This window comes from Streptomyces sp. NPDC102441 (genome assembly GCF_044765585.1).
Classification (GTDB): domain Bacteria; phylum Actinomycetota; class Actinomycetes; order Streptomycetales; family Streptomycetaceae; genus Streptomyces.
This window is the reverse complement of sequence record NZ_JBIWKH010000002.1, coordinates 162,017-187,987: the sequence shown is the minus strand read 5'-3', so window position 1 is coordinate 187,987 and position 25,971 is coordinate 162,017. Positions and strand designations below refer to the sequence as shown.

The window sequence follows — 25,971 nt, the reverse complement described above, 5'->3', positions numbered from 1 at the left end:
AACGCCCGGCCCGGGGTTTCCCGGGCCGGGCGTTCGTCACCGGGCTGTTGCCCGCGGGACCTACTTCACGACCGTCAGCGGCAGGAGCTTCTTGCCGGTGGGGCCGATCTGGATGTCGAGGTCGAGCTGCGGGCACACGCCGCAGTCGAAGCACGGCGTCCAGCGGCAGTCCTCGACCTCGGTCTCGTCGAGGGAGTCCTGCCAGTCCTCCCAGAGCCAGTCCTTGTCGAGGCCGGAGTCCAGGTGGTCCCAGGGCAGGACCTCTTCGTACGTCCGCTCGCGGGTGGTGTACCAGTCGACGTCGACGCCGAAGGAGGGGAGCGCCTTCTCCGCGCTCCTCATCCAGAGGTCGTAGCTGAAGTGCTCGCGCCAGCCGTCGAAGCGGCCGCCGGACTCGTAGACCTCGCGGATGACGGAGCCGACCCGGCGGTCACCGCGGGAGAGCAGGCCCTCGACGATGCCGGGCTTGCCGTCGTGGTAGCGGAAGCCGATGGAGCGGCCGTACTTCTTGTCGTCGCGGATCTTGTCCCGGAGCTTCTTCAGCCGGGCGTCGGTGTCCTCGGCGCTGAGCTGCGGGGCCCACTGGAAGGGGGTGTGCGGCTTGGGCACGAAGCCGCCGATGGAGACGGTGCAGCGGATGTCGTTCTGCCCGGAGACCTCACGGCCCTTGGCGATCACGTTGACCGCCATGTCACCGATCTGGAGGACGTCCTCATCGGTCTCGGTGGGCAGGCCGCACATGAAGTACAGCTTCACCTGGCGCCAGCCGTTGCCGTACGCGGTGGCGACCGTCCGGATCAGGTCCTCCTCCGAGACCATCTTGTTGATGACCTTGCGCATGCGCTCGGAGCCGCCCTCGGGGGCGAAGGTGAGACCGGACCTGCGGCCGTTGCGGGTCAGCTCGTTGGCCAGGTCCACGTTGAACGCGTCGACTCGGGTGGAGGGCAGTGAGAGACCGACCTTGTCGTCCGTGTACCGGTCGGCGAGGCCCTTGGCGATGTCGCCGATCTCGGAGTGGTCCGCGGAGGAGAGCGACAGGAGGCCGACCTCCTCGAAGCCGGTGGCCTTGAGCCCCTTCTCCACCATCTCGCCGATGCCGGTGATGCTTCGTTCCCGCACGGGGCGCGTGATCATGCCGGCCTGGCAGAAACGGCAGCCGCGGGTGCAGCCGCGGAAGATCTCCACGGACATCCGCTCGTGGACGGTCTCGGCGAGAGGGACGAGCGGCTGTTTGGGGTACGGCCATTCGTCGAGGTCCATGACGGTGTGCTTGGACACGCGCCACGGCACGCCGGACTTGTTGGGCACGACGCGGCCGATGCGGCCGTCGGGGAGGTACTCGACGTCGTAGAAACCGGGGACGTAGACGCCACCGGTCCTCGCGAGACGGAACAGGACCTCTTCGCGCCCGCCGGGCCGGCCCTCGGCCTTCCAGGCGCGGATGATCTCGGTGATCTCCAGGACGGCCTGCTCACCGTCGCCGATGACCGCGCAGTCGATGAAGTCCGCGATCGGCTCGGGGTTGAACGCGGCGTGGCCGCCCGCGAGCACGATCGGGTGGTCGACGGTGCGGTCCTTGGACTCCAGCGGGATGCCCGCGAGGTCCAGGGCCGTGAGCATGTTGGTGTAGCCGAGCTCGGTGGAGAAGCTGAGGCCGAACACGTCGAAGGCGCCGACGGGGCGGTGGCTGTCCACGGTGAACTGGGGCACCTTGTGCTCGCGCATCAGCTCCTCGAGGTCCGGCCACACGCTGTACGTGCGCTCGGCGAGGACGCCCTCGCGTTCGTTGAGCACCTCGTAGAGGATCATGACGCCCTGGTTGGGGAGTCCTACCTCGTAGGCGTCGGGGTACATGAGTGCCCAGCGGACGTCGCATTCGTCCCACGGTTTGACGGTGGAGTTCAGCTCACCGCCGACGTACTGAATGGGCTTCTGCACATGCGGGAGCAGAGCTTCGAGCTGCGGGAAGACCGACTCGGCAGACATCTGAGGACCTTCGTAGCTGGCAGGGGTGACCATCAAGCGTAACCCGGTGCTCAGCCTTTCAGCGCCGCGCGCGGTCCGGGCCGTGACGCCCGCGCCCAGACCTCGGGAAGCTCGCGCTCCCGTGCGCTCGCCGCGGCTTCCTCCCTGCCGTACAGGAGACCCCACGTGAACGCGGACTCGCCCGCGCCGTGAGCCTGTACGGCCAGGGTGCGCAGGGCGTCCCGGGCCACGACGCTGTCCTGGTGGTCGCCGAGGACCGACTGCACGGACTTCATCCGCTTGGCGAACTTCTTGGCAGGCTTCCCCAGCGCCGGCCTGGCGGCCTCGGCCGCGTACCGGACACGCTTGGCCGCCTTGCGCGCTTCGTGCATGGCCACGTCGCGTTCCCCGCCCGGGCGCTGTTCCAGGGCGTCCCCGACGCGGCCGGCGAGGCGTTCGTAGTCCTTGAGCACGGCGCGGGGCAGGGCGTCCGCGGCCGGCCGGGCAGCGGCGGGGAGCAGGGGCGGGTCGGCGAGAAGGGCGTCCAGGGAGTCCAGCAGGGCCAGGTAGCGCTCCGCGTCGAGCACGGCGGCGACCCGCCGCCGTGAACCGGTGCGCCTGGCGACGGAGGTGAGCGTCAGCCGGGCACTCACGGGTCCCAGGAGCAGGGTGGCGGGCAGATTGGAGGCGTGGGAGCGGAGCCGTTCGTCGAGGACTTCCTGGTCACGGTCGACCCCGAGCTCGGCGGCGAGCCACTTCAGCTCGTCGCGGAGCGGGTCGGTGACGGTCCGGTCCAGAATTTTGCGGTACGTCCTGAAGGCGCTGCGCAGCCGGCGGGTGGCGACCCGCATCCGGTGCACGCTGTCGGGCAGGTCGCGGCGTACGGCGGGGTCGAGATCGACGAGGGCCGCGGTCTGACGGCGTACGTAGGCGAGCACATGGTCGCCCGCGGTGCGCGGGGAGGGTTCCTTCTTCGTCTGCCGCCGCTTCCCCGGGGCGGTCTCTTCCAGGGCCCTGGCCAGCTTGGACGGTGAGGACGAGGGCCGGACGCCGGCCTTGCGCAGCCGCCGCTCGACCGCGTCGAGGAGGGCCGGGTCGCCGTCGTCGGCCAGCTCGACCTCCAGCTCGGTCCACGCCGACGTGGTCCCGTGCCCTTCTTCGGTGAGGCGCTCCGCGAGGACCTCGTCGACGCTCAGCTCGGCGAGCAGGGCACCGTCCTCGTCGAGGAGGTGGTGGACGTCCCTGGCGGAGAGGATCCGGACGACGGGGGTCACCGGGGTATGCCGTACGCGGGAGCGGAGCAGCTCGCCGAGGGCGGGCGGCAGGGTGTCGGTGAGCGGGGCCTGGATCTCGTCACGGACGCCGGCGGAGACGGGGATCTTGAGGTGCCACCCGGCGTCGTCCCCGCCTGTTCTGCGGCGCAGCGTGAGGGAGTCCGCGGCCAGCCGGAAGTCCTGGGTGTCGTAGTAGACGGCGTCGAGTTCGCGGAGGCCGCGGTGGACGACCTCGGAGACCCCGGCCGTACGGGTCAGGTCGGGCAGCTGGGTCTCGGGAGTCGCTTCGTACTTCCGCTCGATCTCACGCTTCGAGTCCGCCATATGACGAACCTATCCGCGATGCCCTCGGATATGCAGGTCGGACGGAAGTACTCAGGCCGACATCCGCCGTTGCACCTTGATCGACTGGAGCAGCCCGACCGCCACCCAGACGGCGAACATCGATGAACCTCCGTACGACACGAAGGGCAGTGGGAGTCCGGCCACCGGCATGATCCCGAGAGTCATCCCGATGTTCTCGAAGGACTGGAAGGCGAACCAGGCGATGATGCCGGCGGCGACGATCGTCCCGTACAGCTCGGTCGTCCCACGGGCGATGCGGCAGGCGCGCCAGAGGACGACGCCGAGCAGGACGATGATCAGTCCGGCTCCGAGGAAGCCGAGCTCCTCGCCCGCGACGGTGAAGACGAAGTCGGTCTGCTGTTCGGGGACGAACTGCCCCGTCGTCTGGGAACCGTTGAAGAGCCCGGTGCCTGTGAGTCCGCCGGAGCCGATGGCGATGCGGGCCTGGTTGGTGTTGTAGCCGACGCCGGCCGGGTCGAGTGCCGGGTTGGCGAAGGCCGCGAAGCGGGCGATCTGGTAGTCGTCGAGGACGCCGAGCTGCCAGACGGCCAGCGCGCCCGCCGTGCCCGCGCCGAGGAGCCCGAAGACCCAGCGGTTGGACGCGCCGGAGGCGAGGAGCACCCCCAGCACGATGACGGCCATCACCATGACGGAGCCGAGGTCGGGCATCAGCATGACGACGGCCATCGGGACGAGTGCCAGTCCGAGTGCCTTGGCGACGGTCCGGTGGTCGGGGTGCTGCTGGTCGCCCGCGTCGACCCGGGCGGCGAGCAGCATCGCCATCCCGAGGATGATCGTGATCTTGGTGAACTCGGAGGGCTGGAGGGAGAAGCCGCCTGGGAGCAGGATCCAGGCGTGCGCGCCGTTGACGGTGGCGCCCAGCGGGGTGAGGACCGCGAGGACGAGCAGGACCGACAGCCCGTAGAGGACCGGTACCGCTCCCCGCAGGGTGCGGTGTCCGAGCCAGATGGTGCCGATCATCAGCGCGAGGCCGATGCCGGTGTTGAGCGCGTGCCGGAAGAAGAAGTAGTACGGATCGCCGTGCGTCAGGGACTCGCGGCCACGGGTCGCCGACCAGACCAGCAGCGAGCCGACGAACGACAGCGCGACGGCCGATCCGAGCAGCGGCCAGTCCAGCCGCCGCACGACGGAGTCACGGGCGCTGAGCTTGGCCCAGACGGTGCGTTCCTCGGGGGCGTAGCGCGAGACGGAGAAGCCTGCCATCAGTCGCGCCTCCCCACGGTCGCGGGCAGGGCGCCCGCGAGTGCCTGCGTGCCGTCGTCGACGGGCGCGGGGGTGTACGGCTTGATCTTGGGCGACTCGATCTGGCCGTCCGGCTTGATCTTGGGCAGGCTCTTCTGGGGCGCGGGCAGCAGCGCCTTCTTGAGGTCCTGCTTGCCGCCGGCGTCGAGCCCGTAGAGCGCGTTGTAGATGTTGCGCACGGCGGGGCCGGACGCGCCGGAGCCCGTACCACCCTGGGAGATGGTCATGACGACCGTGTAGTCCTTGGTGTACGTGGCGAACCATGAGGTCGTCTGCTTGCCGTAGACCTCGGCCGTGCCCGTCTTGGCGTGCATCGGGATCTTGTCCTGGGGCCATCCGCCGAATCGCCAGGCGGCGCTGCCCCGGGTCGCGACTCCCGCGAGGGCTTCGTCTATTTTGTCGCGCGTGTCCGCCTTCTTGAAGGGCAGCTTGCCGTGGGACTGGGGCGCGATCTCCTGGACGGTCTTGCCGTCGCCGCTGACGACCGCCTTGCCGACGGTCGGGTCGTACAGAGTGCCGCCGTTGGAGATCGCGGAGTAGATGGTCGCCATCTGGATGGGTGTGACGAGCGTGTCGCCCTGCCCGATCGAGTAGTTGACGGAGTCACCGGCGCGCATCTTGTTGCCCTCGATGCAGCCTTCGTACGCGATCTTCTCGACGTACGTGCCGTTCTTCTTGCCCTGCTTGCACCACGCCGCCTTGTTGGCGTCGTAGAAGTCCTGCTTCCACTGGCGGTCGGGAACGCGGCCGGCGACCTCGTTGGGGAGGTCGATGCCGGTCTCCTTGCCGAGCCCGAACTGGTGGGCGGTCTTGTAGAACCAGTCCGCCGGGTCCTTCTTCGGGTTGTTGCCTCCGTCCTTGGCCCATTCCTTGTGCGCCAGGCCGTAGTAGACGGTGTCGCAGGAGACCTCGAGCGCGCGGCCGATGCTGATGCTGCCGTAGCCCTGTGACTCGAAGTTCTTGAAGGTCTGGCCGCCGACGTTGTACGAGCTGGGGCACGGGTAGTTGCCGTCGAAGTCGTATCCGGCGTTGACGGCGGCGGTCGAGGAGATGACCTTGAAGATCGATCCGGGTGCGGCGGTGCCCTGGATGGCGCGGTTCAGCAGCGGGAAGTTGGACTTCTTGCCGGTGAGCTTCGCGTAGTCCTTGGCGGAGATGCCGCCGATCCAGGCGTTGGGGTCGTACGTCGGCTGGGAGGCCATGGACACGACGCGGCCGGTCTTGGCCTCCATGACGACGACGGCACCGGAGTCCGCCTTGTAGAACTCGTTGGTGTTGCGGTCCATCTCCTTGCGGGCCGTCTCCATCGCCTTGTTGAGCTCGTACTCGGCGACGGCCTGGACCCGGGCGTCGATGGAGGTGACGACGTTGGCGCCGGGCTGGGCCTCGTCGTTCTGCGCCTGGCCGATGACACGGCCGAGGTTGTCGACCTCGTACCGGGTGACGCCGGCCTTGCCTCGGAGTTCCTTGTCGTACGTGCGCTCCAGGCCGGAGCGGCCGACCTGGTCGGAGCGGAGGTACGGCGACTCGGTGTCCTGGGCCTTGGTGACCTCTTCGTCGGTGACGGGCGAGAGGTAGCCGAGGACCTGGGCGGTGTTGGCCTTGCCGGGTGCGGCGTAGCGGCGCACGGCGGTGGGCTCGGCGGTGATCCCGGGGAAGTCCTCGGCGCGCTCACGGATCTGGAGGGCCTGCTGCGTGGTGGCCTCGTCGGTGACCGGGATCGGCTGGTAGGGCGAGCCGTTCCAGCAGGGCTGCGGGGTCTTGGCGTCGCAGAGACGGACCTTGTCCAGGACGTCCTTGGGCTTCATGTCCAGGACACCGGCCAGCCGGGTGAGGACTCCGACGCCGTCGTCCTTCATCTTCATCAGCTCGGTGCGGCTCGCGGACACGACGAGACGCGTCTCGTTGTCCGCGAGGGGCACTCCGCGCGCGTCGAGGATGGATCCGCGGACGGCGGGCTGCACGACCTGCTGGACGTGGTTGTTCTTGGCCTCGTCGGTGTACTCCTGGCCGTTGCGGATCTGGAGGTACCAGAGCCGGCCGCCGAGCGTCAGGAGCAGGGAGAAGACGAGGACCTGGATGACGACGAGACGGATCTGGACCCGCGGGGTCCTGCCCGTCTCCGGGATATTGCTCACGGGGTGCCCCCGGTGCTGGTGGGTCGGCCGGGCGTACGGGGGTCGCTCCCGGAAGAGAACAGCCTCACAGTCGCTTGACCCCCTTGATCCTTCCTGCGCGTGCGGCACGGCCACGGGCCGCTCTCAGGCGCATCCCGCCCCGCTGGCTGCCGATCCGCAGCCCCGTGCCGGTGGCCAGCCAGCCGGCGGCGACGTCCCCGCTGCCGGAGCTGTCGGCGATCGGGTCGCTCTCGGTGCGTCTGGCGAGCGCCATGATCAGCGGAACGGTGAACGGGGCGAGGAGCAGGTCGTACACCGCGGCGGTGAACAGCAGGCTGCCCAGGCCCACATGACGGGCGGCCGTGTCGCCGACGAGGGCGCCGACACCGGCGTACAGCAGGGTCGACCCGAGCGCCGCGGCGACGACGAAGGCCATCGGGGTGAAGGCCGACTTGAGCTGGCCGGTCTCCGGCCGCGCCAGTCCGGCGAGGTAGCCGATGACGCAGAGGACGAGGGCATAGCGTCCGGCGGCGTGGTCGGCGGGCGGCGCCAGGTCGGCGAGGAGGCCCGCGCCGAAGCCGATGAGGGCGCCGCTGACGTGCCCGTACACGAACGCGAGGCCGAGGACGACGAGGAGCAGCAGGTCGGGGGTGGCTCCGGGGAGCTGGAGACGGGCGAGGACGGAGACCTGGATGACGAGGGCGACCACGACCAGGGTGACGGAGAGCAGCGTCCGGTTGAAGCGCATGGGGATCAGCTCTATTCCTGCTCGTTCGCCGCGTCGCCGGCGGGCGCGTCGGCGTCGCCGGAGGCGTCCGGGGAGGCACCGGGGGACGCGGAGGCGTCGGGCTTCTCGTTGACGTTCCCGACGACCTTTCCGCTGCCGTCGACGAGGTCGCCGTTCGGCTGGACGGTGACGGTGACGGTCGGGGTGGGCTTGGGCTTCTCCGGCTTCTTGGGCTGCTTCGGCAGCACCATGTCGCGGGGGTCCTCGCGGGGCGCCTGGACGACGATGCCCACGACGTCGAGCTTGGTGAAGCCGACGAACGGGCGGACGAAGACCGTCCGGGTGAGGTCTCCGCCGGACGGGTCCACGCGGACGACCTCGCCGACCGGCACGCCGGGGACGAAGGGCTTGTCCTTGCTGGAGCCGAAGGTGACCAGCCGGTCGCCCTTCTTCACGTCGGCCTTGCCGTTGAGGAACTGCACGGACAGCGGCCGGGATCCCTGGCCGGTGGCGAAGCCGAGCTCGTCGGTCTTCTCCATCCGGGTGCCGACGGTGAAGTCGGGGTCGTTGGCCAGCAGGACGGTCGAGGTGTTCGGGCCGACGGTGGTGACCCTGCCGACCAGCCCCTCACCGTTCAGCACGGTCATGTCGCGCTTGAGGCCGTCGTTGGCCCCCGCGTCGATGGTGATCGTCCAGGAGAAGCCCTGGGCCGCTCCTATGGCGATGACCTCGGCGCCCTTGATGCCGTACTGGCCGGCCCCGGCGCTCTTCAGCATGGTGTCGAGCTGGCGGACCTTGCTGGTGTTGCGGTCGTCGCTGCCCAGCTTCGTCTTCAGCGCGGCGTTCTCGTGCTCCAGTGCCGCGATCCTGTCGTGCCGGTCACCGGAGTCCCGTACGGCGCCGATGGCGTTGCCCACCGGATCCACCGCCGCCGAGACGCCGTTCTCGACCGGTCCGAAGACCGTGGCGGCGGCCTGCCGGGCTCCGTCCACCGGTGACTCCTCGCCACCGCGGATATCCACCGTGATCAGGGCGAATGCGATGGCGATCAGCAGCACCAGGAGCAGCCGGCTCTCTCGTGTGTCCCTCACGTGCGGCGGCCGTGCCTTCCTCGTCGGAATGTTCGTGCCTGTATACCAACGTTCCGCCGTACGGGAGCGCAGTGCCCGTACGGCGGAACCTCGTGTCTACCGTCGGGGCTGGGCGTCCAGCACCTGCTGGAGTGCTTCGAACTCCTCGACGCACTTACCGGAACCGAGGGCCACCGAGTCCAGCGGGTCCTCGGCGATGTGGATCGGCATGCCCGTCTCATGGCGGAGCCGCTCGTCGAGACCGCGCAGGAGGGCCCCGCCGCCGGTGAGGACGATGCCGCGGTCCATGATGTCGCCCGAGAGCTCCGGCGGGCACTTGTCGAGCGTCGTCTTCACGGCGTCGACGATCGCGTTGACCGGCTCCTCGATGGCCTTGCGGACCTCGGTCGCGGAGATCACGACGGTCTTGGGCAGGCCCGAGACCAGGTCGCGTCCGCGGATCTCGGTGTGCTCGTCCTTCTCCATCTCGAACGCCGACCCGATCGTGATCTTGATCTGTTCGGCGCTGCGCTCACCGAGGAGGAGGGAGTACTCCTTCTTGATGTGCTGGATGATCGCGTTGTCCAGTTCGTCTCCGGCGACCCGGATGGACTGGGCGGTGACGATTCCGCCGAGCGAGATCACGGCGACCTCGGTGGTGCCGCCACCGATGTCGACGACCATGTTGCCGGTGGCCTCGTGGACCGGCAGGCCGGAGCCGATGGCCGCGGCCATGGGCTCTTCGATGATGTGCACCTGGCGCGCACCGGCCTGCGTCGACGCCTCGATGACGGCGCGTCGCTCGACCCCTGTGATGCCGGAGGGCACACAGACGACGACCCTCGGGCGGGCCAGGTAGCGACGCTTGTGGATCTTGAGGATGAAGTAGCGGAGCATGCGCTCCGTGATCTCGAAGTCGGCGATCACGCCGTCCTTCAGGGGCCGCACGGCAACGATGTTGCCCGGCGTGCGGCCGATCATCTTCTTTGCCTCGGCGCCGACCGCCAGGATTCCGCCGGTGTTGGTGTTGATGGCCACGACGGACGGCTCGTTCAGAACGATGCCGCGCCCCCTGACGTACACCAGCGTGTTGGCAGTCCCGAGGTCGATAGCCATGTCACGGCCGATGAACGACATTGAGTTCCCCTTGTTCCCCATGAGGATGTGTCGGGCCTTCCCTAGAAACGAAGAATGGCTTGTTTTAGGTAGGCGAGGGTTGGCGCTGCGGGCGTGGAGGCTTCCATCGTAGTGCCGTATGCACGGACACAGCGCGAGGGTCCTTCGCCATGGCGAGTGGAACGGCTGCCCGTTCCACCCATGGTGACGTTACGTCGGGGGGATGCGTTCCCGCGATACGTGACCCTATGCCGAAGGGCGACCGAATTACTTCGGTCGCCCCAGGTCATGAGCGCTGATTGGCGGAGCCGAAGTCAGGAAAGTCCGGGAAAGAAGAGCTTGAGTTCTCGCTCTGCGGACTCCTCGGAGTCCGAGGCGTGGATGAGGTTCTCCCGGGTGATGGTGCCGAAGTCACCACGGATCGAGCCGGGCGCGGCGGCGATCGGGTCGGTGGGGCCGGCCAGAGCGCGGACGCCCTCGATCACCCGCTCGCCTTCCGCCACCAGAGCGACGACGGGGCCGGAGGCCATGAACTCGACGAGCGGCTCGTAGAACGGGCGGCCCTTGTGCTCGCCGTAGTGCTGCTCCAGGGTCTCCTGGTCGAGCGTGCGCAGCTCCAGCGCGGTGATCGTCCAGCCGGCCTTGCGTTCGATGCGGCCGACGATCTCGCCGATCAGCCCACGCCGTACGGCGTCGGGCTTGAGAAGGACGAGGGTGCGCTGAGTCATGTGCGGCTCCTTGCAGACTTCCGGTGCGGGTGAGGGCGAGATTACAGGGGTACTCGAATGGCCCTACGGCCGGGTTTACTCTGCGTCATCCTTGGGCCTCTCGTCAGGATCAAACGAAAGACCCTAGGCCGGAGCCTCTGTGCTCTCCTGCGCCTCGGCCTGGGCCGCCCACCGCACCTTGGCCTCGTCGATCCTGCGGCCGTAGTGCACCGAGGCCCACCACAGGGCACCGAAGATCACACCGAGGATGAACATCATCGGGACGAAGAAGCCGCTCAGCACCAGCAGGACCTGGAGCGTCCAGCCGAGCTGCACCCCGCCGGGCCGGGTGATCACACCGCAGAGCAGGACGGACAGCAGCATGCCGACGCCGCAGACCGTCCAGACCGTGCCCATGGACAGGTCCTCGGACTTCATCGCCACGAGTCCGGCGAAGCCGATGACGAAGAATTCACCTATCAGCGTCGATGCACAGAGCATACGCACAGGTCAGCGCCTTCCCAGAAGCAGCCGGGCCTCGCCGACCGTGATCACGGATCCGGTCACCAGGACGCCGGCGCCCGCGTATTCGGCCTCTTCCTCGGCGAGGGTGATCGCCGCCTCCAGCGCGTCGTCCAGGCGCGGTTCGACCTGGACGCGCTCGTTGCCGAAGACCTCGACGGCGACCGCGGCCAGGGCGTCCGCGTCCATGGCGCGCGGGCTGGAGTTCTGGGTGACGACAACCTCCGCGAAGATCGGCTCGAAGGCTTCGAGGAGCCCCCGCACGTCCTTGCCGTCACTCGCTCCGACGACACCGATCAGCCGCGAGAAGCTGAACGCCTCGGAGACTCCCTCGGAGGCGGCGAGGGCGCCGGCCGGATTGTGCGCCGCGTCCAGGACGACGGTGGGGCTGGACCGGACGACCTCCAGGCGGCCCGGCGAGAGCACCGAGAGGAACGCCTTGCGGACCGCTTCGACGTCGAGGCTGCGGGCCTGCTCCGCGCCGATCCCGAAGAACGCCTCGACGGCGGCGAGCGCCACCGCCGCGTTGTGCGCCTGGTGCGCCCCGTAGAGCGGCAGGAAGATGTTGCCGTACTCGCCGCCCAGGCCCCGCAGGGTCAGCAGCTGGCCGCCGACCGCGATCTCGCGGGAGACGATGCCGAACTCCATGCCCTCGCGGGCGACCGTGGCGTCCACCTCGACGGCCTTCTTCAGCATGACCTGCGCGGCGTCGACCGGCTGCTGGGCCAGGATCACCGTCGCGTCCTGCTTGATGACGCCGGCCTTCTCCCCCGCGATCTCCGCGGGGGTGGAGCCGAGGCGGTCGGTGTGGTCGAGCGAGATGGGGGTGACCACGGCGACCGAGGCGTCGATGACGTTCGTCGCGTCCCAGGTGCCGCCCATGCCGACCTCGACGACCGCGACATCGACCGGCGCGTCGGCGAACGCCGCGTACGCCATGCCCGTCAGCACCTCGAAGAACGAGAGCCGGTAGGGCTGCTGGGCGTCGACCATCTCGACGTACGGCTTGATGTCGTTGTACGTCTCGATGAAGCGCTCCGCGTCGATCGGGGCGCCGTCCAGGCTGATCCGCTCGGTGATCGACTGGACATGGGGAGAGGTGTAGCGGCCGGTGCGGAGCTCGAAGGCGCTCAGCAGGGCCTCGATCATGCGGGCCGTGCTGGTCTTGCCGTTGGTCCCCGTGATGTGGATCGAGGGATAGGCGCGCTGGGGCTCACCCAGCACGTCCATCAGGGCCGCGATACGGGTCACCGAGGGCTCGAGCTTGGTCTCGCCCCAGCGTCCGGCGAGCTCCTGCTCCACCTCGCGCAGCGCCCGGTCGGTCTCGGGGTCGGTGGGCCGGTCGGGGACCGCCTCACCCTGAGGGGGACCCGACTGGGTGCGCAGCGTCCGGCTCCCGGCCTCGATCACCGCCAGGTCGGGGTCGCGCTGGGTCTCTTCGTCGACGATCTCCGCGAAGGTGTCGTCGGGGTCGGACTCGTCGTGCCGGTCTGAAGGGCGGGGCTTACTCACGGGGCCAGTCTACGGATGGGCACCGACATCTCGCGCAGCGCCCGGCAGACTGTGGACAGACGGTGCGGCGAAGCCCCCGCACCCCCGGTCGGTCGGGAGTACGGGGGCTTCGCCCTCAGAACATCAGCTCTGCGGAAGGCCCGCCAGCTGTGCCCCGATCCGCTCGATGTCGGCCTCGGCCTTGGCGAGCCGGCCACGGATCTTGTCGACCACGTTGTCCGGCGCCTTGGCGAGGAAGGCCTCGTTGCCGAGCTTGCCGGTGGCCTGGGCCTTCTCCTTCTGCGCCGCCTCCAGGTCCTTGGTGAGGCGCTTGCGCTCGGCCGCCACGTCGATCGTGCCGGACAGGTCCAGGGCGACGACCGCCCCGGCGACCGGGAGGGACGCAGTGGCCTGGAAGCCGTCCCCGGCGGGCTGGAGGCGCAGCAGCTGGCGGACGGCCGCCTCGTGCGGGGCGAGCGCGGTGCCCGTCAGGGTCAGCTCGGCAGGAACCTTCTGGCCGGGCTGGAGCCCCTGGTCGTTGCGGAAGCGGCGGACCTCGGTGACGACCTGCTGGACGAGCTCGATCTCCTTCTCGGCCGCCTCGTCGCGGAAACCGGAATCCGTCGGCCAGTCGGCGATGACGACCGACTCGCGGCCGGTGAGCGCGGTCCACAGCGACTCGGTGACGAAGGGGACGATCGGATGCAGCAGCCGCAGCATCACGTCGAGGACCTCGCCGAGGACCCGGCCCGAGACCTCGGCCGGACGGCCGCCCGCGAAGAACGTCGTCTTGGACAGCTCGACGTACCAGTCGAAGACCTCGTCCCAGGCGAAATGCCGCAGCGCCTCGCTGATCTTGGCGAACTGGAAGTCGTCGTAGTACGCGTCGACGTCCGCGACCGTCTTGTTCAGCCGCGAGAGGATCCAGCGGTCGGTCACCGACATCTCGTCGGCGGACGGCAGTTCGCCCTCGATGGTCGCGCCGTTCATCAGCGCGAAGCGGGTGGCGTTCCAGATCTTGTTGGAGAACTTCGCCGAACCCTGGACCCAGTCCTCGCCGATCGGGACGTCGGTGCCCGGGTTGGCTCCGCGCGCCAGGGTGAAGCGCAGTGCGTCAGAGCCGTACTTGTCCATCCAGTCCAGCGGGTTGACGACGTTGCCGAAGGACTTCGACATCTTCTTGCCGTGCTCGTCGCGGACCATGCCGTGCAGGACGATCGTCCCGAACGGCGGGACGCCGTCGTTGACGTACAGGCCGAACATCATCATCCGGGCGACCCAGAAGAACAGGATGTCGTAGCCGGTGACCAGGACGGAGTTCGGGTAGAACTTCGCGAGGCTGTCGGTCTGTTCGGGCCAGCCGAGCGTGGAGAACGGCCACAGACCGGAGGAGAACCAGGTGTCCAGGACATCGCTGTCCTGCGTCCAGCCCTCGCCGGTCGGCGCCTCGTCGTCGGGTCCGACGCAGACGACCTCGCCGTTGGGGCCGTACCAGACGGGGATGCGGTGGCCCCACCAGAGCTGGCGCGAGATCGTCCAGTCGTGGAGGTTGTCGACCCAGTCGAAGTACCGCTTCTCCATCTCCTGCGGGTGGATCTTGACCTTGCCGTCGCGGACGGCGTCACCGGCCGCCTTGGCGAGCGGTTCGACCTTGACCCACCACTGGAGGGAGAGGCGCGGCTCGATGGTCGTCCTGCAGCGCGAGCAGTGGCCGACGGAGTGGACGTACGGGCGCTTCTCGGCGACGATCCGGCCGTCGGCGCGCAGGGCGGCGACGATGGCGGAGCGGGCCTCCAGACGGTCCAGGCCCTGGAAGGGGCCGGGGACGGTGATGACGGCACGCTCGTCGAGGACCGTGAGGAACGGCAGGTCGTGGCGCTTGCCGATCTCGAAGTCGTTCGGGTCGTGCGCCGGGGTCACCTTGACGGCGCCGGTGCCGAACTCGGGGTCGACGTGGTGGTCGGCGACGACCGGGATCGTGCGGTCGGTCAGCGGCAGCTTGATCTGCTTGCCGACCAGGTGCCTGTAGCGCTCGTCGTCGGGGTGGACGGCGACTGCGGTGTCACCGAGCATCGTCTCGGCGCGGGTGGTGGCGACGACGATGGTCTCGTCGCCCTCGCCGTACTGCATGGAGACGAGCTCGCCGTCGTCCTCCTGGTACTCGACCTCGATGTCCGAGATGGCGGTGAGGCAGCGCGGGCACCAGTTGATGATGCGCTCGGCTCGGTAGATCAGCTCGTCGTCGTACATCTGCTTGAAGACGGTCTGGACGGCCTTGGACAGGCCCTCGTCCATCGTGAAGCGCTCACGGGACCAGGCGACGCCCTCGCCGAGGCGGCGCATCTGTCCGGAGATCTGGCCGCCGGACTCGTTCTTCCACTGCCAGACGCGCTCGACGAAGGCCTCGCGGCCCAGGTCGTGGCGGGACTTGCCCTCCTTGCCGAGCTCACGCTCGACGACGTTCTGGGTGGCGATGCCTGCATGGTCCATGCCCGGCTGGTAGAGCGCCTCGAACCCCTGCATCCGCTTGCGGCGGACCAGGGCGTCGATCAGCGTGTGCTCGAAGGCGTGGCCCAGGTGCAGGGATCCGGTGACGTTGGGCGGCGGGATGACGATCGAGTACGGCGGCTTCTCGCTGTGCTCGTCGACCTCGAAGTAACCGCGTTCCACCCAGCGCTCGTACAGCTTCCCCTCTACCTCGGCCGGCGCGTACTGGGTCGGCAGTTCGGGGGTGCTGGCTGGCTGCTGCGCTGCGTTCTCGGTCACGTCACACAGTTTAGGGGCGTCACAGTCGTGCACTGAAACCGGTTTGTTCAGTAACGGTGTACGCCCGGATGTCCTATGCGAGCGCCGCTTCCGTCAGGATGTTCGGAACGCATAAGCATTCTGGAGGGGACAGCGCAATGAGCTACAACCAGCCGGGCCCGTACGGCGGGCAGCCGCCTCAGGGCCAGCCCGGACCGTACGGCCAGCAGCCGGGCCCGTACGGGCAGCAGCCAGGCCCGTACGGCGGCCCCCCGCCGCAGGGTCCTCCGCAGGGCCAGCCGCAGGGTCCTCCGCAGGGGCAGCCCGGCTACGGCTACCCGCAGCAGGCCCCCCAGGGCGTCCCGCCGCAGCAGCAGCCCCCGCAGGGCTACGGCTACCCGCAGGGCCAGCAGCCGGGCCCCTACGGCCAGCAGCCGCCCACCCCGCCGTACGGCGGCGGCCAGCAGGCGTACCCCGGGATGCCCCAGCAGCCGGCCCCGAAGAAGAAGACGGGCCTGATCATCGGCGCGGCCGTGGTGGCGCTGGCCGTCGTCGCGGGCGGGGTGTACTTCCTGACCTCGGGCGGCGGCAGCGGCGACGTGGCGGACTCCACCAAGGGCTACAAGCTCACGCCGGCAGCGTCGGTGGACGACTACAAGCAGGACTCCACCAAGGCGCAGGCCTCGGCCCCGATGACCGGCACGGACAAGACCAAGGCCGAGGCCCTGGGCGTCAAGAACCCGAACGAAGTCGGCGCGGGGTACACGAGCGGTGACCTCAAGGTGAACCCGCTCACCACCAAGATGCTTCTCCTCCAGGGCATGTGGGGCGAGATCGAGGACCCGGCGAAGGCCATCGACGGCTCGTTCAAGAGCGCCGAGACGGAGGCGGCGATGGACGAGGACTCCAAGGGGTCGCTGGTCGGCAGCCCCAAGAGCGTCAAGCCTGCCGGCTTCAAGGGCGCACTGATGAAGTGCCAGGACGTCAAGATCGTCAACGACGAAGCCGACGGTACCGCCGCGAACGGCCCCAAGGAGATGATCATGCCGGTCTGCGTCTGGGCCGACTACAGCACCGTGGGCGTGGTGATCGGCGTCGACATCGGCGCAGCCATGACCAACAAGTCGATGACCCAGGACGAGGTGGCGACCCTCGCCGCCAAGCTCTACAACACCTCCCGCACCAAGGTCTGATCCCGCACACGCCGAAGGGGCGCCCAGCCATCGGCCGGGCGCCCCTTCGGCGTGTGCGGTGCGCTGCCGCTACGCGGACTTCTCGTGGCGGCCGTCGTCGTTCTTGCCGATCGTGCGCGGCTCGCGCGGGACCAGCGTCGGGTTGACGTTGTTGCGGACGACGTCCGGGGTGATGACCACGCGGGCCACGTCCTTGCGGGACGGGACGTCGTACATCACGGACTGGAGGACTTCCTCCATGATGGCCCGCAGACCACGCGCGCCCGTCTGGCGCAGGATCGCCTGGTCGGCGATGGCCTCCAGCGCCTCGCGCTCGAACTCCAGCTCCACACCGTCGAGTTCGAACAGCCGTTGATACTGCTTCACCAGGGCGTTACGCGGCTCGATCAGGATCTGGAGCAGCGCCTCGCGGTCCAGGTTGTGGACCGAGGTCAGCACGGGAAGACGGCCGATGAACTCGGGGATCATCCCGAACTTCACCAGGTCCTCAGGCATGACCTCCTGGAACTGGTCGCTCGCCTGGATCTCCAGCTTGGAACGGATCGTGGCGCCGAAACCGATGCCCTTGGCGCCGGCCCGCGACTCGATGATCTTCTCCAGGCCCGAGAAGGCGCCGCCCACGATGAACAGGACGTTCGTCGTGTCGATCTGGATGAACTCCTGGTGCGGGTGCTTCCGTCCGCCCTGCGGCGGCACGGAGGCGGTGGTGCCCTCCAGGATCTTCAGCAGGGCCTGCTGGACGCCCTCGCCGGATACGTCGCGCGTGATCGACGGGTTCTCGCTCTTGCGGGCGACCTTGTCGATCTCGTCGATGTAGATGATGCCGGTCTCGGCCTTCTTGACGTCGTAGTCAGCGGCCTGGATCAGCTTCAGCAGGATGTTCTCGACGTCCTCGCCGACATAGCCGGCCTCCGTCAGCGCCGTCGCGTCCGCGATGGCGAACGGGACGTTGAGCATGCGGGCCAGCGTCTGCGCGAGGAGCGTCTTGCCCGAACCCGTGGGGCCCAGCAGCAGGATGTTGGACTTGGCGAGCTCGATCGCGTCGTCGCGACTCGCACCGCCGCCGTTCTCCCCGGCCTGGACCCGCTTGTAGTGGTTGTACACAGCGACCGAGAGGGCCTTCTTCGCGGGCTCCTGCCCGACGACGTACCCCTCGAGGAACTCGTAGATCTCGCGCGGCTTGGGGAGCTCCTCCCACCGCACCTCGGAGGTCTCCGCGAGCTCCTCCTCGATGATCTCGTTGCAGAGATCGATGCACTCGTCGCAGATGTACACACCGGGTCCCGCGATGAGCTTCTTCACCTGCTTCTGGCTCTTTCCGCAGAACGAGCACTTGAGTAGGTCGCCGCCATCACCGATGCGTGCCACGAGGTGCTTCCCCTTCGCCTGGGAGCAGCCTGGTTCAGCGGCTCCTGGTGCCTCTATCCGACGGTACCTTGCCTGGCCCCCCGTACGGGCCCCCCTTGGCACGGTTCACACGGCCGGGGCCGTGCGGACGGACTGTGCCAAGGGGAAAGACCGACGTCAGACGGATGCGCCTGCTGTGGTCTTACGGGTGGAGACAATCTGGTCCACCAGACCGTACGCGAGTGCGTCGTCGGCGGTAAGGATCTTGTCGCGCTCGATGTCCTCGCTGATCTTCTCCAGCGGGGTGGTGGAGTGCTTCGCCAGCATCTCCTCGAGCTGGGTGCGCATCCGCAGGATCTCGTTGGCCGCGATCTCCAGGTCGGAGAGCTGCTCACGGCCGGTCTGCGAGGACGGCTGGTGGATCAGCACACGGGCGTGCGGGAGCGCCATGCGCTTGCCCGGGGTGCCCGCGGCCAGCAGGACGGCGGCGGCGGAGGCGGCCTGGCCCATGCAGACCGTCTGGATGTCCGGCTTCACGAACTGCATCGTGTCGTAGATCGCGGTGAGCGCGGTGAACGAGCCGCCGGGGCTGTTGATGTAGATCGAGATGTCACGGTCCGGGTCCATCGACTCCAGGCACAGCAGCTGCGCCATGACGTCGTTGGCCGAGGCGTCGTCGATCTGGACGCCCAGGAAGATCACGCGCTCCTCGAAGAGCTTCGCGTACGGGTCGTACTCACGCGTGCCCTGCGAGGTCCGCTCCACGAAACGGGGGACGATATAGCGGTTGTCCACCTGCGGGCCGGTGTAGAGGCCGCTCGCGGAGGCGCCGGAGAAGTTGTTCATGTGGGTGTTCACCATCCTGGTGGCGTATCTGTGGGCTGGAGGTCTCGGCGTACGAGAGGGTGCGGTGTGGTGCACGCCTGGATCAGGCGCCGGTGCCGCCGCCGCCCGGGATGCCCGACGCGACCGAGATGATCTCGTCGATGAGGCCGTACTCCTTGGCCTCCTCGGCGGTGTACCAGCGGTCGCGGTCGCCGTCGCGGATGATCGTCTCCACGGTCTGGCCGGAGTGGCGGGCGGTGATCTCCGCCATCCGCGTCTTCGTACGGAGCAGGTACTGCGCCTGGATCTTGATGTCCGAGGCGGTACCGCCGATGCCGGCCGAACCCTGGTGCATGAGGATGTCGGTGTTCGGGAGCGCGAAGCGCTTACCCGCAGTGCCACCGGTGAGCAGGAACTGGCCCATCGAGGCCGCCATGCCCATACCGATGGTGACCACGTCGTTCGGGATGTACTGCATGGTGTCGTAGACCGCCATGCCGGCTGTCACCGAACCGCCGGGGCTGTTGATGTAGAGGTAGATGTCCTTGTCGGGTTCCGCGGCAAGGAGCAGAAGCTGTGCGGTGATCTTGTTGGCGATGTCATCGTCGACCTGCTGACCAAGGAAGATGATGCGTTCGCCGAGCAGTCGGCTGTAGACCTGGTCACCGAGGCCTCCACCGAGGGACGGCTCTCCGGCGGCGTAGGGCATCAGATTCGTCACGTATCCACCTGCTCGTCTCTGACGGCTCCGGCCGTCTCAGCGTCTTCGTACCGGGTGGGCCGGGACTACCCGACCCTTCCTCTTCATGGACCCTAACGCGCAGGTGGGACAACGCCATCCCGCTTCCCCAACTGTTCGCTGGGAGCGCAAGGTAAGCAGTCCGCACAAGGGTCCCGGTCGGTTCCTCCCGGGCGCGGGCCGATACGACGGCGGGCCCCGGACTGGTACGTCCGGGGCCCGCCGTGCGGATCAGATCAACGGTCGGATCGAGGCTCAGGCCTCGTTCTTCTCGTCCTTCTTCTCTTCGGCTGCCTCGGTGGTGCCCTCGGCGGCCTCGACCGTCTCGGTGGCCGTGTCCGTGGTGTCCCCTGCTTCTTCTTCGTCCTCGAGCTCGACGACCTCACCGTTGGTGTCGACGACCTTGGCGGCCTCGACGACGACGGCGAGCGCCTTGCCGCGGGCGACCTCGCCGACGAGCATCGGCACCTGGCCGCCTTCGACGACGGCCTGGGCGAACTGGTCGGGGCTCATGCCGGAGGACTGTGCCCGGCGCATGAGGTGCTCGGTGAGCTCCTCCTGGTTGACGTTCAGCTTCTCCTTGTTGACGAGCTCGTCAAGGATGAACTGGGTCTTGATGCCCTTGACGGCCTGCTCGGAGGTCTCGCTCTCGAACTCCTCCAGGGTCTTGCCCTGGATCTCGAGGTACTTCTCCAGGTCGAGACCCATCTGGCCGAGCTGGTGGTGCTCCAGGTTGTGCTTGCGGGTCTGGACCTCGTCCGCGAGAAGCTTCTCGGGGATCGGGACCTCGGCCAGCTTCAGCAGCTCCTCGAGCACGCGCTCCTGGGCCTGGGTGGCCTGGTCGTACTGCTTGGTGCTCTCAAGGCGCTTGCGGCTGTCCTCGCGGAGCTCGGCGAGCGTGTCGAACTCGCTCGCCATCTGCGCGAAGTCGTCGTCCAGCTCGGGCAGTTCGCGGGAGGCGACGGCGGTGACCTTGACGGTGACCTCCGCTGCCTTGCCCTCGGCGGAGCCGCCCTTCAGCTCGGAGGTGAAGGTGGCCTCGCCACCGGCCTCCAGGCCGGTCACGGCCTCGTCGATGCCTTCGAGGAGCTCGCCGGAACCGATGGTGTACGAAACACCCGCGGCCACGCCGTCCTCGAGGACCTCTCCGTCGACCTTGGCCTCCAGGTCGATCGTCACGACGTCACCTTCGGCGGCGGCGCGCTCGACCGGGTTGGTCGAGGCGAAGCGCTCGCGGAGCTGGTCCACGGCCTTCTCGACGTCCTCGTCGCTGACATCGAGGGCGTCGACGGTGACCTCGATGCCGGAGTAGTCCGGAATCTCGATCTCGGGGCGTACGTCAACCTCCGCGGTGAAAGACAGCAGCTCGCCGTCCTTCAGCTCGGTGATGTCGACCTCCGGCTGGCCGAGGACGTTGAGCTCTCCCTCGTTGACGGCCTCTGTGTAGAACTTCGGGAGGGCGTCGTTGACGGCCTCCTCCAGCACTGCACCACGGCCGAACCGCTGGTCGATGATCCGGTTGGGGATCTTGCCCTTGCGGAACCCCTTCACCGTGACCTGCTGGTTGATCTTCTTGTACGCCGCGTCGAGGCTGTCCTTGAGCTCCTCGAAGGGCACCTCAATGCTGAGCCGAACCCGGGTCGGGTTCAGGGTCTCCACGGCGCTCTTCACGGTTCGGTCTCCTTGGTGGCTGACTTCTTGGGGTTCTGCTGGGCCGCCGAGAGGCGGCTTCGCGGACCGAGCCCGGTACATCAGACACACGGGCACGCAATTTGCATAGTAACGGCAAGGGGGAGGACTCCCACAATGCGATCTTGCTGGTGGTCGGGGTGGCCGGATTCGAACCGACGACCTTCCGCTCCCAAAGCGGACGCGCTACCAAGCTGCGCCACACCCCGTCGGTGCGACACGTAGGGTACATGCAGAAGGGCGCCGCGCAGACCGTTTCACGCAAGCGGTCACCGGGACCGTCGCGGGGCACGCCGATACGGGTGTGCGCGCACCTTCCCCGACCCGCTACGATGCTTTCCGTACCGCGGTCCACCGGACCCGCGGTGCGGTGCTTGCGGGCGTAGCTCAATGGTAGAGCCCTAGTCTTCCAAACTAGCTACGCGGGTTCGATTCCCGTCGCCCGCTCCAACGGCTCAGGGCCGGGTGGAGGATTTCCCTCCGCCCGGCCCTGAGTGTTTTCCCGTTCTCTTCACTCCCCGGCAGGCAGCGCGTCCCGCAGAGCCTTCACCGCGGCAGCCGGGTCGTACCCCTCGGGGACGCCCTCGACCAGGATGATGTCGCCCTCGATGTGCCGCGAGCGCAGCGGTGCGATCTCCCGGTACGCGGGTGAGTCCCACCAGGCCCGGGCCTCGTCGATTCCGGGGAAGCCGATCATCACGACGTGCCCGGGCCAGCTGCCTTCCTTCACCTCGTGCGGCGTGACGTGGACGAGGTAGCGCCCGCCGTGCGCCTCGAAGGTGCCGGGGAGCCGCTCGATGTACTCGGCGACCTCCGGGTGCGGAGGGGCCTCCTGCAGGTGGGCTATGACGTAGGCGGGCATGCCGTCCTTCCTGACGTGCGGGCCGGCGCACTCCCGCGCACCCTGACCCGCTCCATGCGTAGGCCCCCCCTCGGCGGCCGTCCGCCGGGCGGGGGTCACGGAGAGGTCCTCAGAAGCTGATCTGGTTGATCGTGTCGGCTATCGAGTTCATGAATCTGTTGATCGACGGCGCGATGCCCGTCGAAGCGAGGAAGAAGCCGAAGAGCACGGCGACGACCGCCGGCCCCCCCTTGATGGATCCGCCGCGGATGAACACCACCAGGACGATCCCCAGCAGAAGCACCACAGACAGTGAAATGGCCACGACTGATCACACCCTTGGTCGGTCCGCCTTGCCGGCCCGGCGGCGTGCGGCCCAGCACGCCTCCGTCGCGTCCATCGTGCCACCAACTCCCCCGTGCCTGCTGCCGGGTGATGGAGAGGGATGACCGGATCGCGCCATCCTGACGCCCGGGCGCACCTCCCGCGATCCGGCGTGCGCCGCCCCCGGCGGGCGGCCGCCCGGAAAGCTGTGCGTCTGCTGTGCGCAGGACAGTTCGAATATCGATCGATGTGATCGTTTCCATATCCCCACAGTTCATTCACAGCGATTTGGGGGGAGTTCGTGCGACGAAATTCACTCTCCCCAACCACTCGCCGATATGCACCATTTAAGCCGGATGAATCAGCACGTAACGGGCGGTTGTCGGTGGTTTCGCTTTCGAATAGCCGGGAACACGCGATATCTCTTGCGGGTTTTACGCATGCCGATCGTCGGGTCTAAGGTGCATGAGATGTCCAAAGCTCCCAGCGAAATTCAGAGGGCCTCGATCACCCCGGAGACCCGGGAGTCGGAGCCGAGACATGAGCAGATCCTGACGGTCACGGAGGCCCCCTCCCCCGCTGCTGGGACCGCACCAGCCCGCGCGGATGCGCCCGCACCGGCCAAGCGTCGTGACGCGTACTTCGACAATGTGAAGTACCTCGCGATCGTGTTCGTCGCCGTGGCCCACGCGTGGGAGCCCGTGATGGAGGGCAGCCGCGCGACGCGAGCGCTGTACATGGTCGTGTACACGTTCCACATGCCGGCGTTCATCCTTGTCTCCGGATATTTCTCGCGGTCGTTCAACATGAGCGCGCCCAAGGTGAAGCGTCTCGTCACCGGAGTCGTGGTGCCCTATGTGCTGTTCGAGACCGCGTACTCGCTCTTCAAGCGCTACGCCGGCGGCGAGCAGGACGCGTCCATCACCCTGCTCGACCCCTTCTTCCTCACCTGGTTCCTGATCGCCCTGTTCATCTGGCGGGTCACCACACCGATCTGGCAATCGCTGCGCCACCCGCTCCCGGTGGCCCTCCTGATCGCGGCGCTCGCCTCGGTCTCGCCCGGCATCGGCGACGATCTCGACCTGCAGCGCGTCTGCCAGCTCCTGCCGTTCTTCGTGCTCGGCCTGCTGATGAAGCCCGAGCACTTCCAGCTGATCCGGCGGCGCGAGGTGCGGATGCTGGCCGTTCCGCTGTTCGCCGCGACCCTGGCCTTCGCCTACTGGATCGCCCCGCACATGCAGCTCGGCTGGTTCTACCGCAGCGACAGCGCCCAGGAGATGGACTTCCAGTGGTGGGCGGGGCCCGTGATGACCCTGGCGATGTTCGGTTGCGCACTGCTGCTCACCGTCGCGTTCCTCGCCCTTGTCCCGCGCCGCCACATGTGGTTCACCGCGCTGGGCGCCGGGACGATCTGCGGCTATCTGCTGCACGGCTTCCTGATCAGGGCTGCCGACTACTACGACCTGTTCGACCGCTACGAGTGGCTCTCGGGGCCCGTGGGGCTCGTCCTCGTCTCCCTCGTCGCCGCCGTCGCCGTGACCCTGCTGTGCACCCCGCCGGTCCGGCGCGCGCTCCGCTTCGCGACCGAGCCGGACATGAACTGGGCGTTCCGAAAGAGCCCAGCCAAGCGCTGAGCCTGTCCGGATCGGCCCCTCACGCCAGGGGCCGGTCCCACCGGTGCGTCAGCCGGTCGCGGGGTTGGCTTGATCCCGCCGTTCGGCGGGCCTGACACCCCCGTCGAGCCCCAGCAGGCCGCGCACCTGCGCATATTTCTCGCTCAGCCGGGTACGGGTCGCCGGCTCCAGGACCGCGAGCCGGTCCGGATCCGCATTGTGTGCCAGATCCGACTCCTTGATCAGCAGCGCGCCGGGCGTGGCGAGAATCCGCCCGGTGTACGTGAAGAGGTCCTCGCCGTCCCGCTTGGTGACGGCGAGGACCATTTCTTTTACCTGCCGGGGAAGTGACGCCTCGTCCAGCCACTGCCGGGAGAGCGCGCCGTCCTCGACCGCGTCGTGCAGCCAGGCGGCGGCCATCTGCTCCTCGCTGCCACCCCGGATCCGCACACCCTCGGCCACTGCGGCCAGGTGTTCCACGTACGGGCGCCCCGCCTTGTCCGTCTGCCGGCGATGGGCCTCGCGGGCGATCGCCTCCACCTGGGACAGGGTCAGATACGGGATCGGCATGGGCCGACTGTACGCCGGTCGCCGTGGCGTTTCGAAGGGTCAGCCAGTGCACCCCGGATCGTTCGGTAAACTAATTACTGACGATTCCTTGACGCACTCTTGACCGAACGAAGGAGACGGGCTCATCGGACACGCAGACACGCTCATCGCCATGGGGGGCGCGTTCCTCGCCGCCGCCATCCTTGCCCGCGTCGGCGGCCGCATCGGACTGCCGACCATCCCCCTGTTCATCCTCGCCGGGATCCTCCTCGGCCCGCACACACCCGGGGTCGTCCTCCTGGACGACCCGCACGACCTGGAGATGCTCTCCGCGCTCGGCCTCGTGCTGCTGCTCTTCTACCTCGGCCTCGAGTTCCACCTGGACGATCTGAAGAAGGGCGGGCGCAAGATGGCGCTCGCCGGCGGCACCTACCTCGTCCTGAACGTCGGTGCGGGGCTCGGCTTCGGCTTCGCGCTGGGCTGGGGCACCTCGGAGGCGCTGGTGCTCGCGGGTGTGCTCGGCATCTCGTCGTCGGCCATCGTCACGAAGGTCCTGGTGGACCTCGGCCGGATCGGCAGTCCGGAGACGCGGCCGATCCTCGGCATCATCGTCGTCGAGGACGTCTTCCTCGCCCTCTACCTGGCCGCTCTCCAGCCGATCCTGTCCGGTGCGGACAGCCTCGGCGCTGCGGTGCTCGACGGCGGCAAAGCGTTCGGTTTCCTGCTGCTGCTCGCGCTGGTGGCCCGGTTCGGCACGAAGCTCATCGGCAAGCTGATGAACACCAAGGACGACGAGCTCCTCGTCATCTCCTTCCTCGGCGTCGCCGTCTTCGTGGCCGGGGTCTCGGAGTGGTTCGGCGTCGCCGACGCGATCGGCGCGTTCATGGTCGGCCTGATGCTGGGCAGCACCACCTCGGGCACCCGCATCCTGAAGCTGGTGCATCCGCTGCGGGACGCGTTCGGCGCGATCTTCTTCTTCGCCTTCGGGCTGTCCATCAACCCCGGCGACCTGCCCACGGTGCTGTGGCCGGTGCTGGCAGCCGTGGCGGTGACCGTCGCGATGAACGTGTTCGCCGGAATGGCCACGGCCAGGATCTACGCCTTCGGTCCGAAAGCCACGGCGAACATCTCCACCACCCTGCTGGCGCGCGGTGAGTTCGCGCTGATCCTCGCCACGATGGCGGCGGGCGCGGGCCTGGACGAACGGCTCTCCCCGTTCATCGCCGGATATGTGCTCCTGCTCGCGGTCCTGTCCCCCCTGGCCGCCGGCCGCTCTCACTGGCTCGCCCGGATCCTTCCCGGAGGACGTGCACGGGACCAGGAGACCGACAAAGAGCCGGTTCCGGTCTGACGTGCGGACGCCCCGGGTGCGCGGACCGTCCCCGCACCCGGGATGACGCCTCCGGGACGAGACCTCTCGGGACCACGTAGCCGGGATGACCTCACGTTCGAGTGACAGCCGGACACCCTGCTTTGACGCCCGCCCGGTTTCGACCGCTTCCGTACGGT

Annotated in this window: 21 protein-coding genes and 2 tRNA genes; 4 read left to right on the top strand and 19 right to left on the bottom strand. The window is 68.3% G+C overall.

Annotation, left to right across the window (positions count from 1 at the left end; genetic code table 11):
* Nucleotides 1–60: 60 nt before the first annotated feature.
* From ACIREO_RS04365 to ACIREO_RS04315, 11 genes are all read right to left on the bottom strand, one after another.
* Nucleotides 61–1,986, bottom strand: coding sequence for a TIGR03960 family B12-binding radical SAM protein (locus ACIREO_RS04365; RefSeq protein ID WP_404104849.1), 1,926 nt, complete (start codon nt 1,984–1,986; stop codon nt 61–63).
* A gap of 50 nt (nt 1,987–2,036) precedes the next feature.
* Nucleotides 2,037–3,563 carry a CHAD domain-containing protein gene (locus ACIREO_RS04360; protein WP_404104847.1) on the bottom strand — a complete coding sequence of 509 codons (1,527 nt, stop codon included), beginning with the start codon at nt 3,561–3,563 and terminating at the stop codon, nt 2,037–2,039.
* Between the two features lie 51 nt (nt 3,564–3,614).
* On the bottom strand, nt 3,615–4,808 hold the full coding sequence (rodA, locus tag ACIREO_RS04355) for a rod shape-determining protein RodA (protein WP_404104844.1): 1,194 nt from the start codon (nt 4,806–4,808) through the stop codon (nt 3,615–3,617).
* On the bottom strand, nt 4,808–6,985 hold the full coding sequence (gene mrdA / locus ACIREO_RS04350) for a penicillin-binding protein 2 (RefSeq protein WP_404104841.1): 2,178 nt from the start codon (nt 6,983–6,985) through the stop codon (nt 4,808–4,810). Before mrdA ends, rodA begins: the two co-directional genes overlap by 1 nt.
* A gap of 64 nt (nt 6,986–7,049) precedes the next feature.
* Nucleotides 7,050–7,712, bottom strand: coding sequence for a rod shape-determining protein MreD (mreD, locus tag ACIREO_RS04345; protein ID WP_404104838.1), 663 nt, complete (start codon nt 7,710–7,712; stop codon nt 7,050–7,052).
* Nucleotides 7,713–7,723: 11 nt separating this feature from the next.
* Nucleotides 7,724–8,782 carry a rod shape-determining protein MreC gene (gene mreC, locus ACIREO_RS04340; protein WP_404104836.1) on the bottom strand — a complete coding sequence of 353 codons (1,059 nt, stop codon included), beginning with the start codon at nt 8,780–8,782 and terminating at the stop codon, nt 7,724–7,726.
* Between the two features lie 96 nt (nt 8,783–8,878).
* Nucleotides 8,879–9,898 (bottom strand): rod shape-determining protein, encoded by a 1,020-nt coding sequence (locus ACIREO_RS04335; protein WP_404104833.1) that lies wholly within the window; start codon nt 9,896–9,898, stop codon nt 8,879–8,881.
* A gap of 293 nt (nt 9,899–10,191) precedes the next feature.
* Nucleotides 10,192–10,605: a nucleoside-diphosphate kinase gene (gene ndk / locus ACIREO_RS04330; protein ID WP_014156293.1), complete on the bottom strand. Its 414-nt coding sequence runs from the start codon at nt 10,603–10,605 to the stop codon at nt 10,192–10,194.
* Nucleotides 10,606–10,728: 123 nt separating this feature from the next.
* Nucleotides 10,729–11,091 carry a DUF4233 domain-containing protein gene (locus tag ACIREO_RS04325; protein WP_404104831.1) on the bottom strand — a complete coding sequence of 121 codons (363 nt, stop codon included), beginning with the start codon at nt 11,089–11,091 and terminating at the stop codon, nt 10,729–10,731.
* A 3-nt stretch (nt 11,092–11,094) separates the two neighbouring features.
* Nucleotides 11,095–12,618 carry a bifunctional folylpolyglutamate synthase/dihydrofolate synthase gene (locus tag ACIREO_RS04320; protein WP_404104828.1) on the bottom strand — a complete coding sequence of 508 codons (1,524 nt, stop codon included), beginning with the start codon at nt 12,616–12,618 and terminating at the stop codon, nt 11,095–11,097.
* A 123-nt stretch (nt 12,619–12,741) separates the two neighbouring features.
* Complete coding sequence (locus tag ACIREO_RS04315) at nt 12,742–15,363, bottom strand: valine--tRNA ligase (RefSeq protein WP_404104826.1); 2,622 nt, start codon at nt 15,361–15,363, stop codon at nt 12,742–12,744.
* 137 nt (nt 15,364–15,500) lie between these two features.
* Here ACIREO_RS04315 and ACIREO_RS04310 point away from each other — a divergent pair, with 137 nt between their 5' ends.
* Nucleotides 15,501–16,535, top strand: a complete 1,035-nt coding sequence (locus tag ACIREO_RS04310; RefSeq protein WP_404104824.1) for a hypothetical protein — start codon at nt 15,501–15,503, stop codon at nt 16,533–16,535.
* A 69-nt stretch (nt 16,536–16,604) separates the two neighbouring features.
* Here ACIREO_RS04310 and clpX read toward each other — a convergent pair whose 3' ends face one another.
* The 5 genes from clpX to ACIREO_RS04285 all read right to left on the bottom strand — a co-directional run bounded on the left by clpX (nt 16,605) and on the right by ACIREO_RS04285 (nt 21,344).
* On the bottom strand, nt 16,605–17,903 hold the full coding sequence (gene clpX / locus ACIREO_RS04305; protein WP_404104821.1) for an ATP-dependent Clp protease ATP-binding subunit ClpX: 1,299 nt from the start codon (nt 17,901–17,903) through the stop codon (nt 16,605–16,607).
* A 156-nt stretch (nt 17,904–18,059) separates the two neighbouring features.
* Complete coding sequence (locus ACIREO_RS04300; protein WP_404104818.1) at nt 18,060–18,743, bottom strand: ATP-dependent Clp protease proteolytic subunit; 684 nt, start codon at nt 18,741–18,743, stop codon at nt 18,060–18,062.
* Nucleotides 18,744–18,810: 67 nt separating this feature from the next.
* The gene (locus tag ACIREO_RS04295) at nt 18,811–19,416 is read right to left on the bottom strand and encodes an ATP-dependent Clp protease proteolytic subunit (RefSeq protein ID WP_404105729.1); all 606 of its coding nucleotides are present in this window, start codon (nt 19,414–19,416) and stop codon (nt 18,811–18,813) included.
* Between the two features lie 285 nt (nt 19,417–19,701).
* Nucleotides 19,702–21,117 carry a trigger factor gene (gene tig, locus ACIREO_RS04290; protein ID WP_404104815.1) on the bottom strand — a complete coding sequence of 472 codons (1,416 nt, stop codon included), beginning with the start codon at nt 21,115–21,117 and terminating at the stop codon, nt 19,702–19,704.
* 150 nt (nt 21,118–21,267) lie between these two features.
* A tRNA-Pro gene (locus ACIREO_RS04285) sits at nt 21,268–21,344 on the bottom strand.
* A gap of 167 nt (nt 21,345–21,511) precedes the next feature.
* On the opposite strand from ACIREO_RS04285, the gene ACIREO_RS04280 reads away from it, so the two are divergent.
* A tRNA-Gly gene (locus ACIREO_RS04280) sits at nt 21,512–21,585 on the top strand.
* A gap of 61 nt (nt 21,586–21,646) precedes the next feature.
* Here ACIREO_RS04280 and ACIREO_RS04275 read toward each other — a convergent pair.
* The gene (locus tag ACIREO_RS04275; RefSeq protein WP_404104812.1) at nt 21,647–21,997 is read right to left on the bottom strand and encodes a DUF1330 domain-containing protein; all 351 of its coding nucleotides are present in this window, start codon (nt 21,995–21,997) and stop codon (nt 21,647–21,649) included.
* A 109-nt stretch (nt 21,998–22,106) separates the two neighbouring features.
* Entirely contained in the window at nt 22,107–22,301 is a 195-nt protein-coding gene (locus ACIREO_RS04270) for a hypothetical protein (RefSeq protein WP_404104809.1), read from the bottom strand.
* A gap of 469 nt (nt 22,302–22,770) precedes the next feature.
* Here ACIREO_RS04270 and ACIREO_RS04265 point away from each other — a divergent pair, with 469 nt between their 5' ends.
* Entirely contained in the window at nt 22,771–23,934 is a 1,164-nt protein-coding gene (locus tag ACIREO_RS04265) for an acyltransferase family protein (protein WP_404104806.1), read from the top strand.
* 48 nt (nt 23,935–23,982) lie between these two features.
* On the opposite strand, the gene ACIREO_RS04260 is transcribed toward ACIREO_RS04265, so the two are convergent.
* Nucleotides 23,983–24,483, bottom strand: a complete 501-nt coding sequence (locus ACIREO_RS04260; RefSeq protein ID WP_404104803.1) for an HD domain-containing protein — start codon at nt 24,481–24,483, stop codon at nt 23,983–23,985.
* A gap of 151 nt (nt 24,484–24,634) precedes the next feature.
* On the opposite strand from ACIREO_RS04260, the gene ACIREO_RS04255 reads away from it, so the two are divergent.
* Complete coding sequence (locus tag ACIREO_RS04255) at nt 24,635–25,813, top strand: cation:proton antiporter (RefSeq protein WP_404104800.1); 1,179 nt, start codon at nt 24,635–24,637, stop codon at nt 25,811–25,813.
* Nucleotides 25,814–25,971 lie beyond the last annotated feature (158 nt).

Excerpts from the sequence above, each read along its gene's own strand:
- ACIREO_RS04275 (WP_404104812.1), bottom strand. The coding sequence starts at position 21,997 with ATGCCCGCCTACGTCATAGCCCACCTGCAGGAGGCCCCTCCGCACCCG.
- ACIREO_RS04265 (WP_404104806.1), top strand. The coding sequence starts at position 22,771 with ATGTCCAAAGCTCCCAGCGAAATTCAGAGGGCCTCGATCACCCCGGAG.
- ACIREO_RS04300 (WP_404104818.1), bottom strand. The coding sequence starts at position 18,743 with ATGGTGAACACCCACATGAACAACTTCTCCGGCGCCTCCGCGAGCGGC.
- ACIREO_RS04295 (WP_404105729.1), bottom strand. The coding sequence starts at position 19,416 with ATGCCCTACGCCGCCGGAGAGCCGTCCCTCGGTGGAGGCCTCGGTGAC.
- ACIREO_RS04255 (WP_404104800.1), top strand. The coding sequence starts at position 24,635 with ATGGGGGGCGCGTTCCTCGCCGCCGCCATCCTTGCCCGCGTCGGCGGC.
- ACIREO_RS04365 (WP_404104849.1), bottom strand. The coding sequence starts at position 1,986 with ATGTCTGCCGAGTCGGTCTTCCCGCAGCTCGAAGCTCTGCTCCCGCAT.
- ACIREO_RS04335 (WP_404104833.1), bottom strand. The coding sequence starts at position 9,898 with ATGTCGTTCATCGGCCGTGACATGGCTATCGACCTCGGGACTGCCAAC.
- mreD (WP_404104838.1), bottom strand. The coding sequence starts at position 7,712 with ATGCGCTTCAACCGGACGCTGCTCTCCGTCACCCTGGTCGTGGTCGCC.
- ACIREO_RS04310 (WP_404104824.1), top strand. The coding sequence starts at position 15,501 with ATGAGCTACAACCAGCCGGGCCCGTACGGCGGGCAGCCGCCTCAGGGC.
- ACIREO_RS04360 (WP_404104847.1), bottom strand. The coding sequence starts at position 3,563 with ATGGCGGACTCGAAGCGTGAGATCGAGCGGAAGTACGAAGCGACTCCC.
- ACIREO_RS04260 (WP_404104803.1), bottom strand. The coding sequence starts at position 24,483 with ATGCCGATCCCGTATCTGACCCTGTCCCAGGTGGAGGCGATCGCCCGC.
- rodA (WP_404104844.1), bottom strand. The coding sequence starts at position 4,808 with ATGGCAGGCTTCTCCGTCTCGCGCTACGCCCCCGAGGAACGCACCGTC.
- ndk (WP_014156293.1), bottom strand. The coding sequence starts at position 10,605 with ATGACTCAGCGCACCCTCGTCCTTCTCAAGCCCGACGCCGTACGGCGT.